The following is a 12,951-nucleotide window of genomic DNA, read 5'->3' as shown; positions in this document are numbered from 1 at the left end:
TATCACATGTCTATAATATATTGAAATGGGCGGAATAAAATGTTTGATTGTATTATTATTGGTGGCGGTCCTGCTGGATTAAATGGATCACTTGTTTTAGGAAGAGCTGGAAGAGAAATACTACTGTTGGATGAGAATAAACCGAGAAATGCTGTTACGCAAGAATCACATGGATTTATCACTCGTGATGGAATTAAACCAGCGGAGTTTAAAAACTTAGCCAAACAGGATTTAGCGAAATATCCTAATATAACAATAGAAAGTAAAAGAGCCACTTCTATTACACAAGAAGGCACCTATTTTATAGTGGAAACGAATGAAGATGATCAATACAAGGCGAAAAAAGTAATCATTTCTTCTGGATTAAAAGATTCATTACCAGCCATAGAAGGTATTCATCAATATTATGGAAAAAGCTTTTTCAGTTGCCCATTTTGTGATGGATATGAAATGCGAAATCAACCTTTGGTCGTAATAGCAGAAAGTGAACATGCTTTTCACGTTACGAAAATGTTATGGAACTGGAGTAAAGATGTGATTTTATGTACAAATGGCCATAACGTACTTTCAGAAGAGCAATTAGCATCCTTTGAGAAAAATAATATAAAAGTCTACGAAGAGAAAATTACCTCTTTACAAGGAAAAAATGGACAATTGGAAAAACTAGTGTTTGCTGACGGTAAAGAAGTCACTAGAGTAGGAGGAATCGTAGGTACCCAATTATCACAGGCAAGTCCTTTTTTAGAAGCGTTAAACTTGAATAGAAATGCACAAGGTGGAATTGAAACAGATACTTTCGGTAGAAGTAGTATCCCAGGTATTTATGCTTGTGGAGACGCTACTCTACAAGATGTCCCTCAATTAATTATAGCTGCTGCACAAGGAAGTAAAACAGCAAGTGGAGTTATAGCTGATTTAATAAGTGAGGAATTTTAGGAATTCATTAAGGACCCTCTATTAAAAATGGATAGAGGGTCCTTTTATTTTTGGAGTTACAAAATGAATGTGAGAAGAATATGATGGAAAGATTTATGGAAAAAGAAGATATTTAGTGAAATAAAATGATAAGATAAAAAGGAGTGAATAAAAATGAGAAAGGGTGTTTATTTTGTCCAAGGAATTAAGATTATATTTTATTAGACATGGAGAAACACAATACAATATAGAGAAGCGTATGCAAGGTTTCTGTGATTCGCCTCTAACAGTAAACGGTATCAAACAAGCTATGTCAGTAGGAGCGGGTCTTCGAAACATTGATTTTATTTGTGCTTATGCAAGTGAGAGTCAGCGCGTACTTGATACTGCAAGGTATGCAATTGGCGATCGAGATATTTCTATTACGAAAGATGCAAGATTAAAAGAGATGAATTTTGGTGTTTTAGAAGCCATGTTGCCAGAAGAAATAGTAGCAAAGCATGGAAATATTTTAGAAACTTTCTTTTCTCTTAAGGACCTCGAAAGAAGACTTGATGAAGGAGAATCTTATTCCGATTTATTAACAAGAACAAAAGCTGCCGTTAAAGATATAATAGATGCACACCAAGAAACAGGTGGTAATGTGTTAGTTTTCTCGCATGGAGTAACCATTGCGTTTTATATTAGATCTCTATTAAACAGAACAGACTTCCCTCAGCATGATAATTGCTGTGTTTCTGTCATAGTGGTAAAAGATGGCGAAATAACAGTAGAAACAGTAGCAGATGCTTCTTTTAGAGATAAGGGTAAAGAATTATTGGATCTTGAAGATAAAAAGGATTAATAAAGAGGAAAGAAAATTCTAGTACATATTGTTCTACAAGAAGAAAGGGTTGGTTATATGCTGCCCTCTTTTTATATCAAACTAGGAGAGGTGTATGCTTCAGGTTATGTATAAAGTTCTTACTAAACAAAATTCTTTCGAAATCAACCCAAAAAAGATACATATTATTGGATCAGTCGGTAGCGGGAAGACCACTTTGGCAAAAACATTATCAAAAACTCTAAATATCCCCTTTTACGAGCTAGACAATGTTGTTTGGGTAAGAGGAGACAATGGGGATGTAAAAAGAACAGAGATTGAAAGAGAAGCATACTTGCAAACTCTTGTTAAAACAGAGAGCTGGATAATTGAAGGTGTTCATCAAGAAGATTGGGTAGCAATAAGTTTTCAGTATGCAGATATAATTATATTCTTAGATCCTAACTATATGATAAGAATATTTAGAATTATAAAAAGGTATGGTAAACAAAAGCTGGGAATAGAAAAAGCAAATTATACCCCTACTTTCCATATATTTAAGAATATGTTCATTTGGAATAAATATTTCGAGGAAGTAGCTAAACCACATTTTTTTAATAAATATAGCCATTTAAAAGACAAAACGGTTATATTGACGAATACCCGTGAATTCATTCAACAGATGACTGATCCTAAAACAGAAGGAGTTGCTAAACATGATACCAGAATCTGATAGTTTAAGAGATTATCTCCTTGAATTAAGGGAAGTAGATTACTCCCATCCCATTATTACGGCAAAAGCAATGGAGTTATTTAATAATAAACAATCGGAAATAGAAAAAATTCAGATCGCTTTTGAATTTGTAAGAGATCATATCTCTCATTCATGGGATATTCAATCACAGAAAGTTACTTGTAATGCTTCTGAGGTATTAGAACATGGTAGTGGTATTTGTTATGCAAAATCTAATTTACTCGCAGCCCTGTTACGATCACAGAATATCCCAGTCGGTTTTTGTTATCAACGTTTGATGCTATTTGATACACCAGAAAAAGGGTATTGCATACATGCGCTTAATGCAGTTTATATCCAATCAATAAAAAAATGGATTCGATTAGATGCTAGAGGGAATAAACCAGGTATTGATGCTCAATTTTCTATAGAAAGAGAACAGTTAGCTTTTCAGGTGAACAAGGAGCAAGGCGAAGTCGATTATCCTACTATCTTTCCAAGACCTAATGAAAAAACAATAAAAACATTAAGAGAACATAAAGATGCAATGGAAATGTATGTACATAATTTACCAGAAACGTTATAATTTAGCTTTAATGAAAAAGAGGGAGCAGATATTTTCTACTATATACTGTGTCATTAGATAAATAACTCTACATAAATCTTTATAGTATGCATACGTATTAAAAGTAAGTTAAATGTATGTTCCTGCCTTTTTAAATCAAAATGAATGGAGGAAAAAAATTGAGAATTGCCGAAATTAAGTTAGATGCTAGGGATCATTTAAAAGGTGCCTGGGGAAAAGGAGTTTTATTAACACTCCTTTATTTTCTAATAAGCGTGGTATTTGCTACCACGGTAGAAATTACTATTAGTGGTGGATATAATAATTGGATCAACCAAGATGTAACTCCTATATCAGTAGATATTTTTAATTTTATTTACTATCTTCTATTAATTCCATTAACGGTTGGTATGGCTTGGTTTTATATTAGCTTGGTAAGAGCGGAAAATCCTAGTATCTCTCAAGTCTTTACTATTTACACAGCTGGAAATACGGTTTGGAAGGTACTTGGAACAACAATTATGATTAGTATCTTTACGTTTTTATGGTCCTTATTATTGCTTATTCCTGGAATTATAAAAGCACTTGCTTATTCTCAAAGCTTGAATTTGTTAAGAGATAATTCAGATCTTGGAGTATTTGAAGCTATTACAGAAAGTAGAAGAAGAATGAAAGGATATAAGTGGAAGTATTTTCTTCTTAACTTAAGTTTTATTGGATGGGCTATTTTAGGTATTCTTACTTTAGGGATAGGTTATTTATGGCTATCTCCGTATGTTGCTGCATCTAATGCTGCTTTTTATAAAAATATTATTGCTGATAAAGAAACGATATAAGTTTAAGAAAGAGGTAAATGTTGTGGATGAAACGACATTCACCTCTTTTTAATTTTTTGAAAGGCTGTTCTCGCATAGTTAATACAATGGATGGTGGGAAGCGTAAGATATATATGAAGGATTCAACGAAGTATTTTACACCTTCAGCAGTTCAATAAACCTAATAACCGCTTGAAAGACAAGTACGGTTTTCAAGGAGTGGTAACAAAGTATTCGGATAATAATTATACCCATATACTTGGCTTGAATTAGGAAGAAATAAAGCGTTGAAAAACAAGTAGAGCAAATCCTTGTTTTAGCTTGTCAAAAATCCAATGGTACAACGGTTTTTGGAAATGCTATTTACTCTCACAAGCAACAGGTGACCAAAAGCCATCCTTTTTAATTACAATCTCTCCTTCTTTATTAAAGTGATTAAAGCACTTCTCTATAATTAAGTTGTTTGATTGATGATTGTTGTATATCTGGTTCAACACTAAACCGCCTATCGTTAGAATAGCAACACTTCCGAGAAATACGATCATCGTATGTAGTTTATTTTTGTTCAGGTTTCCCCTCTCCCTTCCTCCTTGTATAGATTACCATTTATTATAGTTTATTCCTACCTATATTCCTCAAAGCAGCAATCTTTGAAAGCACCTACTTCTTTTATATCTCCTTAGTACACATACAGCATAACAACAACTAATTAGGTAATAATATCTAGGCAAGAATTATTATATTTTATGAAATAAAGAAGGAGATAAATGATGCAAAGTAGTCAATATGGTATTCACGAGATTGCGGACTTGCGTGAAATATTAAACTTTAAAGTAGCAAGCTTAGCAGAAGCGAAAGCAAGAATGCAAAAAGTAGAAAATGAAGAGTTGAAAACAATTGTACAACAAAGGGTAAAGCTTGATACAAATGCTGTTAGTGAAATGAAGACAATTTTAAGTAAAGCATCTTCACAAATAGAGGAATAGGGAGGGTTACTTCGTTGGAGACAAAACAACTTAGCTTTACAGACCATGTTATAGCAACAGATATATTATTTGAAACAAAAGCAACAATTAAGGATTTAGCTACTGCCATTACAGAATCTACTTCAGAGGAGATACATACTTTTCTTACAAAGGAGTTAAGATCAGCTATTGAGCAGCATGAAAAAATCTATGGATTTCTTCAGGATCGAGGTAGATATGATGCTTATAATCTGCCGCAGCAATTACAAAAAGATATAGAGTATGCAGATTACATCTTAAGGCACTAATAATGTACCTTATATAAAAGGAGATAAGAGGATATGAAAAGTAGAATTGGCGTTCATGAAGTATTGGAATTACATGAGTTATTAACTTTTAAAAATGTTTGCTTAACAAAGTCTACTATTATGCAGTCACTTGTATCTGATCCAAGACTCAAAGATATTATGAAACAAGATGTAATTAGCTCAACCAATCAAGTTAAAGAATTAAAGAATCATTTATCATAAAAGGTGGGTTAAAATGAATCAATTTATAGAAAAAATCACAGGGATGGCTCCTTTAACTGACCAAGTCATTGCTACTGATTTATTAATAGCAGCTAAATCAGGTATTAAAAATTATGCTTTTGCAATAACAGAAGCTATTACACCTGAAGTTAGACAAACATTAATAAGACATTTAGATGATGCAATTGCTTCACATAGAATTATTTCTACCTATATGATTGAACAAGGTTATTATTATCCACATGATACAACGAAGCAAATAGAGATTGATTTAAAAATTGCAGCTACTGCTTTAGATATTGCTAAACATTAACTATATTATCAGTTTTAAGAAAAAAACCTCTATCGACAAACAATAGAGGATTTTTTGCTTTTCATTTCCATTCATTGTATTATTGGCGATTCTATGCTATATTTGTGGCGACTTATTAAAGTGGTTTAATAAGTGGATGTACCCCATAATTACGGTAATTTATATCCGTTTCATTCATTTAATACTGGAGGTGATAGTTTGCAAAACACAAATCATTCTTTAAAACAAGTGATACTTTCGGGTATAAGAAGAACACTAATTAAAATGGGAACTGCTACAAAAGTAGAACTTAGTAAAAAGTTAGATATTAGCTTTCCGACCATTAGTAAGTTTCTAGCACAAATGGAGCAAGAAGGAGAGATTGTATTAGTTGGCTTAGATGATTCAAGTGGTGGAAGAAGAGCAAAACGCTATAGTTATAATACGGAATATATGCTTGGTCTCGCTATTTACTTAGAAAAAGATGGCACATATTATACTCTGTATAATTGTAAGGGAGAGGTACATAAAGAAGAGAAATGGGAGAGCGTTTTAAAGGAAGATGGCATTTCATTATTAACGAATCTCATCTCATCTCTTCTAAATGATAACAGCAGAATTAAGTCCATTTCTATCGGTGTTCCTGGTTCTGTAGATCATGGGCGCATCTTTTTTATACCAGGATATGAGGCATTTAAGAACTTTCATTTAAAGGAATATTATGAGAAGTTATTCTCCATGCCAGTTAAAGTTGAAAATGATATGAACGCTGCTGTACTTGGTTATTATTATAGAAATGGAATTAAAAAGAACCAATCATTAGTGTATATGTATTCTGGCCAAAACGGACCAGGAGCAGGGTTTATGATAAATGGGGATGTTGTAAGAGGAAGCTCCTTTTTTGCTGGTGAAATTTCTTTTATTCCAATTACAGATACAGAGAACTTTGGTCAGGCATTAGTAAACCAAAGGGATAGGGACTTAAGAACTTCTGCAAATGAAGGAAGAACAATTGACACAATGAGTAGATTAATAGCAAGCTTTGTTGCTATTATCAATCCTCATACCATTATTTTTTGTAGTGATGAAGTAAATGAGACATTACTACTAAAAATAAAGAATAATAGTTCAAAGTACATACCATCTGAGCACCTTCCAAACCTTCTTATTAGTGATTGGAAAAGAGATTATTTATATGGACTCCAAAGCCTTGGAATAGAGCTTTTAATGTATGAGGTTTAGGACTCAAGTTAAAAAAAGGGGAAATAACAAATGGCAACATTTCTATTAATTATCATTTATTTAGCTTTTATTAGCTTAGGATTACCTGATTCCTTATTAGGAACCGCATGGCCGGTTATGCAAGTAGAACTAGCAGCTCCATTAGAAATGGCTGGATTTTTATTTATGATGATTGCGATTGGGACTATTATTTCTAGTTTACTTAGTGGAAAAGTGCTAAAACGTTTTGGTACTGGCAAAGTTACATTCGTCAGTGTATTAATGACTGCTTGTGCGTTATTAGGTATTCAATTTGCTCCATCGATTGTGTGGTTAGTGGTTTGTGCTATTCCACTTGGTTTAGGTGCTGGAGCGGTTGATTCTGGTTTAAATGACTATGTTGCCACACACTATAAAGCACACCATATGAGCTGGTTACATTGCTTCTGGGGAGTGGGGGCTACAACTGGTCCTATTATCATCTCACAATTCATTGCAAATGATAATGCATGGAGAAACGGATATTTACTGATTGCGTGTCTCCAATTTGCACTAGTTATCATTCTTTTCCTTACATTGCCGTTATGGAAAAAAGTAAAACCAAATAATATGTCAACAGAACAAATAAAATCAGAATCCTATAATCAAGCAATAGAGGAACATAATGAAAATAAATCTCCGTTAAGAATAAAAGGAGTTAACTTAGCCCTAGCTTCCTTTTTATTTTATTGCGGAGTAGAGGCAACGGTAGGGTTATGGGGAAGTAGCTTTTTAGTAGAGGTAAAGGGATTAAGTGCTTCTACTGCTGCACAATGGGTTTCTTTGTATTATGGAGGAATTACGGTTGGTAGATTAATAACAGGATTTATTACCTTTAAATGGACTAACAGAACCCTTGTTCGCACTGGGCAAATGATAGCACTTCTTGGAACAATCATTCTGTTACTACCATTACCAGCCATTTACTCATTGATTGGATTTATTGTTATTGGATTAGGGTTAGCACCTATTTTCCCTTGTATGTTACATGAAACACCTGCACGATTTGGAAATAAACATTCTCAAAGCATTATGGGGTATCAAATGGCGCTAGCCTATACAGGAACGACCTTTCTACCACCATTACTTGGATTCCTTGCATCACACAGTACAATCGGGATTTTTCCATTAAGCATTGCGATCTTTGTAATGGCTATGTATTTTTGTACAGAAATATTAAATCGAGTTATTAAAAATCAGAGATTATCCTATGATAATAATTCTAACTCTGTAATAAAATAGATTGTTAGACATAGTTACAAATCTATAAAGTGGGGCTTCCTTGAAGAAAGAAAAAGGAAAATTACCCACTAGACCCAGTAGAGCGAAATTCTAGGAAAGAATAGGAAAAAGCTATCTCCATTGGTAATAATGAATGGATTGGAGGAAGTACCATTATTAATCCTGGAGGTAACGTGGTAGTAGCTTCTAGTGCAGACGTTATAAAAGATGTTTCCAATAATGCAGTAGTAGGAGGAAATCCTGCTAGAATACTGAAAAAGATAGATAGTAACTAAGAAAGAGAGATTATTCTCCTTAATAAGGAGAGGGAGTGTTCCTCGAATCACTCCCTCTTTTTTAAAATGAAGCTAGTTAACTTTCATGAAATGTTCCCCTAATAATATGCCTCCAATGTTCTTGTCAATAACAAGAAGCATAGAAGCTTTAACACAAGCAACTTTCCTTTTAAAAGCCTAATGATTTTGTACCATTTTTCCAATTAAATAAGAAGGAATGTTACACATTGTTACATCTTTGTAACGTATATTATTTGTGGTTACAAATAACTAAAAGGAAGCGGTTTATATACTATTTACTTAAAAGTTAATACAATAATAATAAAAACAGATGAATTACATACCATATGTATTTGCATAAAATCGGAGGTAACAATGAGTCAAAAGATAATCTTCTTAGATATAGACGGAACATTAGTAAATGATTTTGGAGTAGTACCAGATACAGCAAAATACGCCGTTCAAAAGGCAAGAGAAAATGGACATTTAGTTTTTCTTTGTACAGGAAGGTCTAAAATAGTCATCTTTCCAGATATTATTGAAATGGGATTTGACGGAATGATAGGATCTGCTGGTGGATATATCGAGATGGGTGAAACAGTCTTATTTCATGAAAAAATCCAGTTACAAAATATTCAGCATGTAGTAGACTTTTTTGGTCATCATCAAATTGAATTTTTCTTAGAGTCAACAACTGGCATGTACAGTAGTACAAATGGAAAGAAATATTTTCAACTTATACTTGATAAACTATTAGCAGATAAGCCCGATTTTAAAGTTCAAATTGAAAAAGGATTTCGACCATTTTATGATTTATTAATAGAAGGACAAGATTTAATAAGAGATGATATTAACAAGGTGTCTTTCTTAAGCTCTGAAATACCTTTTGACATGATAAAAAAAGAATTTGAGGCAACGTTTACGGTAATTCCTAACACTGTTTCCTTAATGGGACAAAATAGTGGAGAACTATCACTACCAGGTATCCATAAAGCTTCTGCTATTGAAAAAATAATTCAGCATTTAGGGATTGAGAAGGAAAATACGTATGCTTATGGTGACAGTTGGAATGATTTGGAGATGCTAGAATATGTTCAATATGGTATTGCTATGGGAAATGCACATGAAGAGGTAAAAAAGGTAGCAAATGATATTACGGATAGACATGATGACGATGGAATTTATAATTGCTTTAAAAAATATGGCTTAATTTAATAGGAAGAGTGAGATGGCGATTCAATAGTGAATCGCCATTTTTTAATGTCCTAACTATTACGTATGATGTGAAAATCATCTAATAGCTAAGAAACATCTGCTAAAGTTCATATAAGCTGTAGCTTAGTTAGTTGTTGATACGGATACAGTAGTACTACTTGGTCTCCAATTGAAAGGAGGTAAAGAAGAACCTGTCATTTGGATACTGCTAGGAAAAGCCTCAATTGAACTATTATTAGTAGTTTGTGACTCTTCTAACCGTGATATTAACTCGTTATACAATACTTCTACATCTTCATCTGTCATTGATGCTTCCTTGTAATCAGAAAGTTCCTCTGTTAAATCAGTCCCTAAAGTGTCACTGATACTAGTAGTATCTTCTTCATTCGATCTAAGAGAGCTTATTAAGTTAGATATAAATTCTTTCATTGAATCTACTGCGAGCTCACTGTCTGTGTCAGAAGCCGTCTCTTCTGATTGCGTTATATTGATAAAAGGAAGCGGTGGAGGTAGAGTCATTCCGTTTGCTTGCATCTCTGTTTTAGACGGGTTGGCTTTTTCCATTGTTTCTGTAACAGAAGTAAATAATGTAGCTATTTCTTCCTCTGTATTACAAGTTGGAATAAAATCACTAAGAATTTCACTTACAGAATTTAATGCGCTTTTTAAATCTTCAGGAAGGGTAGAACTATTGGTTGAATCTATTTCTTGAATTCGGTTAAGCATGGTTTCTAAATAGGCCGTTTTTTGTTTTGATGTTAAATTCGTCATATCTACTTGATTACTACTGTATTTAAATGAATTCCCTTGAGTAGTAGAAGCAAGTTGTAGATAGTCACCAAAGGATGTCTGATTACTTTCAGCTGCCTCCGAATTACTATTTGTAGTAGTGTTTGTACCATTGGTTTTTAACCAGCTATCATAAAGGTTATAATATGGACTGTTTATTGAAACTGACATATAAATAAACTCCTTTCTTTAAAAGAGATTGCATTTTTGATTTTTTTGCAGCAATCCCTATCACAGCATAAAGAAAGAACCTTAATAAATGCTTAAGAAGTGGAGACATACTCAGTCTACTTCCTTTTATTTGACGGAGTAGAGGATTAAAGACATGTATAGGCTGAATAGATGCATCTAATTTTTGGAACAATATGAAAAAAAGAAGGAGGGATAAAATGGTCTTTGCAATTTACTTCTTTGTATCTTGGTTAACTACTTTTATCTTCGTACTAATGCCGAAAAAGCTCTCTTTTATTGAAAATTCATTTATCTATCTCTTTACGCTAGTCATTAGTATGAATTGGTCATGGTTTGTTTACCAGGAATGGGGTCTTATCAAATTGACTACTAAGCCTATGTTCTATACCGCTTTTATTATTAACAGAAGTATTGCAGTTCCACTAATTATCGTCATTACGATGAATTTAATTCTGTTTTCTCCTTCAGTGGGAAGAACTATCTTGTATTTAGTAGCATCTGCTTCGCTATTATTACTACTAGCATCTGGAGGAATTTACTTTCATATCACGAAATATCTCCAGTGGAATGCAGCCTTGGATTTCACCTACTTTCTCATTCTTAATAGTATAGGATATTTATGTGTTCGATTTTTAAGATTTATGGAGAAAAAGGAGGTGCATGGTCACTAATGTTGTGGGAGAATTTTGATCTAAATGAAGTGGTCGTTTTTTCACTATCTTTGTGTTCGTATGTTCTCATATTCCTTCTACCAAAGAAGTTTTCAAAAAGGGTAACCATGCTAAGTGTGTTTTTTGGTTTAGCAACAGGGATGTTATTTGACTTTACTATAGGTGGGGGATTATTAAATTATTATGTTTTGAATGATTCGGACGTTTACGAATTGACTGATATGATTTATTATTCTATTTTTGGACCATTTAGCTTTCTGTTTTTTTATTTTTACGAGGTATTACATATAAATAAGAAATCCATTCTTCCATATATTATATCATGGGTTGTAATAGGTATTCTCTTTCAATGGATTTTTAACAAAATAGGTGTTGTTACTATCCAAAATGGCTATAAGCTTCTATATTCATTTGCCATCTTCTTAGTAGTTCAATCAGTTTCAGCCATCTATTATGAAGTGTTAAGAAAGAAAGAGAAAATCTTTGTTACCTAAATCACATAAGTTACAACCATTTTAAATGAACAGGGTAATGTAAAAAAGGAGCCAATAAGCTCCTTTTTTGAATCTATAGATTTGTGCTGAACTACTATGTTCTCACTAGGCATGCGTCAACGTTTAGCCATTGCTGCTGCTCTTATTACCAATCCTGCGAGCTGGCAATAGAGAAGGTTTTTATGCGCTTCTATACAGAGCTTTCTAGTAGAACAAACTCCGATACAAGTGGATTAGGTCTCTATATGTCTAAAAAGTTAGTAGAATGGATGAATGGAAAGATACATGCAGAATTAGAAGATAATTGGTTTATCCTCCATATCTATTTACCACGATAATAGAAGTATCTTTTAATGAAAAACAATGCTTTCTCTCCATTACAATAAGAGCATTGTTTTTTGTTCTATATTCTTCTGATACTATTAAGAACGTTGGTCACCACAAGCAGGAACATATAGCAGTAGTTGTCATTTATATTTAGAAATAAGTAGACCTCTATTTTGTTGCCATTCACCAAAAAAAACTTCACTATAATTGTCCACATTATGCTGTTTTAATTGATTCAATAACCAATTTTCATCTAATCCTGCTAGCGTGAGATTTTGCATTTGCACTTTACCATCCATAATAATGGCATAAGATAAAGCAACCTTTTTAGGAGGAATTTGTAAATCTTGTGTAGTTGGCAATTGATATTGAAATTTTGGTGCAATGCTAATTTGTCCGTCTCTTTCTAAAATAACGTATTCAGCTTCATAAATAGAAAAATAACCTTGTTTCCTCATTAACTGTTGGAGTTGATTTAAATCAATATTGTTCTTTTTCAATTGTTTATAAATAATCTCACCTTTATTAATTAAGATAGAAGGGGTACCTTCAAAGAACTTTCTTAATAAGATGGATTTCTGTGTAGTGAATTCTACTAAATATATTAATATTCCCCATATAACAACACTAAAGATTATTTCTTTAATTCCTGCCTTAACACTAAAAATAGCATCACCAACTAAATTACCCATCACCATTGCTGTAATAAAATCAAAGGGAGTAACTTGTGAAAATTGGATCTTTCCTAATACTTTTAAGACCACTAACAAAGAAAGAAAACCAACAACTAATTCAATTGCAATGTCTAAAAACATGTCTATTCTCCTTCAACATAAGTTGGTTATTTTATAATTCAGAGTAAGGAAGTC

General features: G+C 32.9%; 18 protein-coding genes and 1 pseudogene. 16 read left to right on the top strand and 3 right to left on the bottom strand.

From position 1 onward, the window contains the following. Positions 1–39: 39 nt before the first annotated feature. From F9279_RS07075 to F9279_RS07055, 5 genes are all read left to right on the top strand, one after another. Complete coding sequence (locus F9279_RS07075) at positions 40–936, top strand: NAD(P)/FAD-dependent oxidoreductase (protein WP_152112086.1); 897 nt, start codon at positions 40–42, stop codon at positions 934–936. 172 nt (positions 937–1,108) lie between these two features. Further along, entirely contained in the window at positions 1,109–1,759 is a 651-nt protein-coding gene (locus tag F9279_RS07070) for a histidine phosphatase family protein (RefSeq protein ID WP_193224498.1), read from the top strand. Between the two features lie 94 nt (positions 1,760–1,853). After that, positions 1,854–2,450 (top strand): AAA family ATPase, encoded by a 597-nt coding sequence (locus F9279_RS07065; protein ID WP_226793342.1) that lies wholly within the window; start codon positions 1,854–1,856, stop codon positions 2,448–2,450. Then, positions 2,434–3,036, top strand: coding sequence for a transglutaminase-like domain-containing protein (locus F9279_RS07060; protein ID WP_152112084.1), 603 nt, complete (start codon positions 2,434–2,436; stop codon positions 3,034–3,036). Before F9279_RS07065 ends, F9279_RS07060 begins: the two co-directional genes overlap by 17 nt. Positions 3,037–3,194: 158 nt before the next feature. Then, a complete protein-coding gene (locus F9279_RS07055) occupies positions 3,195–3,851 on the top strand; it encodes a DUF975 family protein (protein WP_152112083.1) in 657 nt (218 codons plus the stop codon). Positions 3,852–4,189: 338 nt separating this feature from the next. Here F9279_RS07055 and F9279_RS07050 read toward each other — a convergent pair whose 3' ends face one another. Further along, the gene (locus tag F9279_RS07050; RefSeq protein ID WP_226793339.1) at positions 4,190–4,375 is read right to left on the bottom strand and encodes a hypothetical protein; all 186 of its coding nucleotides are present in this window, start codon (positions 4,373–4,375) and stop codon (positions 4,190–4,192) included. A gap of 225 nt (positions 4,376–4,600) precedes the next feature. Here F9279_RS07050 and F9279_RS07045 point away from each other — a divergent pair, with 225 nt between their 5' ends. From F9279_RS07045 to F9279_RS07015, 8 genes and pseudogenes are all read left to right on the top strand, one after another. Continuing rightward, on the top strand, positions 4,601–4,816 hold the full coding sequence (locus tag F9279_RS07045) for a hypothetical protein (protein WP_226793336.1): 216 nt from the start codon (positions 4,601–4,603) through the stop codon (positions 4,814–4,816). Between the two features lie 14 nt (positions 4,817–4,830). Next, the gene (locus tag F9279_RS07040) at positions 4,831–5,103 is read left to right on the top strand and encodes a spore coat protein (protein ID WP_193224497.1); all 273 of its coding nucleotides are present in this window, start codon (positions 4,831–4,833) and stop codon (positions 5,101–5,103) included. 33 nt (positions 5,104–5,136) lie between these two features. After that, complete coding sequence (locus tag F9279_RS07035) at positions 5,137–5,325, top strand: hypothetical protein (protein WP_152112079.1); 189 nt, start codon at positions 5,137–5,139, stop codon at positions 5,323–5,325. Positions 5,326–5,338: 13 nt separating this feature from the next. After that, positions 5,339–5,638, top strand: a complete 300-nt coding sequence (locus tag F9279_RS07030; RefSeq protein ID WP_152112078.1) for a spore coat protein — start codon at positions 5,339–5,341, stop codon at positions 5,636–5,638. Between the two features lie 198 nt (positions 5,639–5,836). Then, positions 5,837–6,859, top strand: a complete 1,023-nt coding sequence (locus F9279_RS07025) for an ROK family transcriptional regulator (protein WP_226793333.1) — start codon at positions 5,837–5,839, stop codon at positions 6,857–6,859. Between the two features lie 30 nt (positions 6,860–6,889). Continuing rightward, positions 6,890–8,119, top strand: coding sequence for an MFS transporter (locus tag F9279_RS07020; RefSeq protein ID WP_152112077.1), 1,230 nt, complete (start codon positions 6,890–6,892; stop codon positions 8,117–8,119). Between the two features lie 62 nt (positions 8,120–8,181). After that, positions 8,182–8,394: pseudogene (locus tag F9279_RS25640) on the top strand (acetyltransferase); the annotation flags it as partial. Positions 8,395–8,769: 375 nt separating this feature from the next. Continuing rightward, on the top strand, positions 8,770–9,609 hold the full coding sequence (locus tag F9279_RS07015; protein WP_152112076.1) for an HAD family hydrolase: 840 nt from the start codon (positions 8,770–8,772) through the stop codon (positions 9,607–9,609). A 123-nt stretch (positions 9,610–9,732) separates the two neighbouring features. Here F9279_RS07015 and F9279_RS07010 read toward each other — a convergent pair whose 3' ends face one another. Beyond that, complete coding sequence (locus F9279_RS07010) at positions 9,733–10,569, bottom strand: hypothetical protein (RefSeq protein ID WP_152112075.1); 837 nt, start codon at positions 10,567–10,569, stop codon at positions 9,733–9,735. Positions 10,570–10,787: 218 nt separating this feature from the next. Here F9279_RS07010 and F9279_RS07005 point away from each other — a divergent pair, with 218 nt between their 5' ends. The 3 genes from F9279_RS07005 (at position 10,788) to F9279_RS25930 (ending at position 12,093) form a co-directional block, all read left to right on the top strand. Then, a complete protein-coding gene (locus tag F9279_RS07005) occupies positions 10,788–11,261 on the top strand; it encodes a hypothetical protein (RefSeq protein WP_152112074.1) in 474 nt (157 codons plus the stop codon). Further along, a complete protein-coding gene (locus F9279_RS07000; protein ID WP_152112073.1) occupies positions 11,261–11,755 on the top strand; it encodes a hypothetical protein in 495 nt (164 codons plus the stop codon). The genes F9279_RS07005 and F9279_RS07000 overlap by 1 nt, the downstream gene beginning before the upstream one ends. 83 nt (positions 11,756–11,838) lie before the next feature. Next, the gene (locus tag F9279_RS25930) at positions 11,839–12,093 is read left to right on the top strand and encodes an ATP-binding protein (RefSeq protein ID WP_264298233.1); all 255 of its coding nucleotides are present in this window, start codon (positions 11,839–11,841) and stop codon (positions 12,091–12,093) included. A gap of 129 nt (positions 12,094–12,222) precedes the next feature. Here F9279_RS25930 and F9279_RS06990 read toward each other — a convergent pair whose 3' ends face one another. Next, complete coding sequence (locus F9279_RS06990) at positions 12,223–12,897, bottom strand: DUF421 domain-containing protein (protein WP_152112071.1); 675 nt, start codon at positions 12,895–12,897, stop codon at positions 12,223–12,225. Positions 12,898–12,951 lie beyond the last annotated feature (54 nt).

Source organism: Bacillus sp. B1-b2, from assembly GCF_009183415.1.
GTDB lineage: Bacteria > Bacillota > Bacilli > Bacillales > Cytobacillaceae > Niallia.
This window is presented reverse-complemented; position numbering and strand designations above follow the sequence as displayed.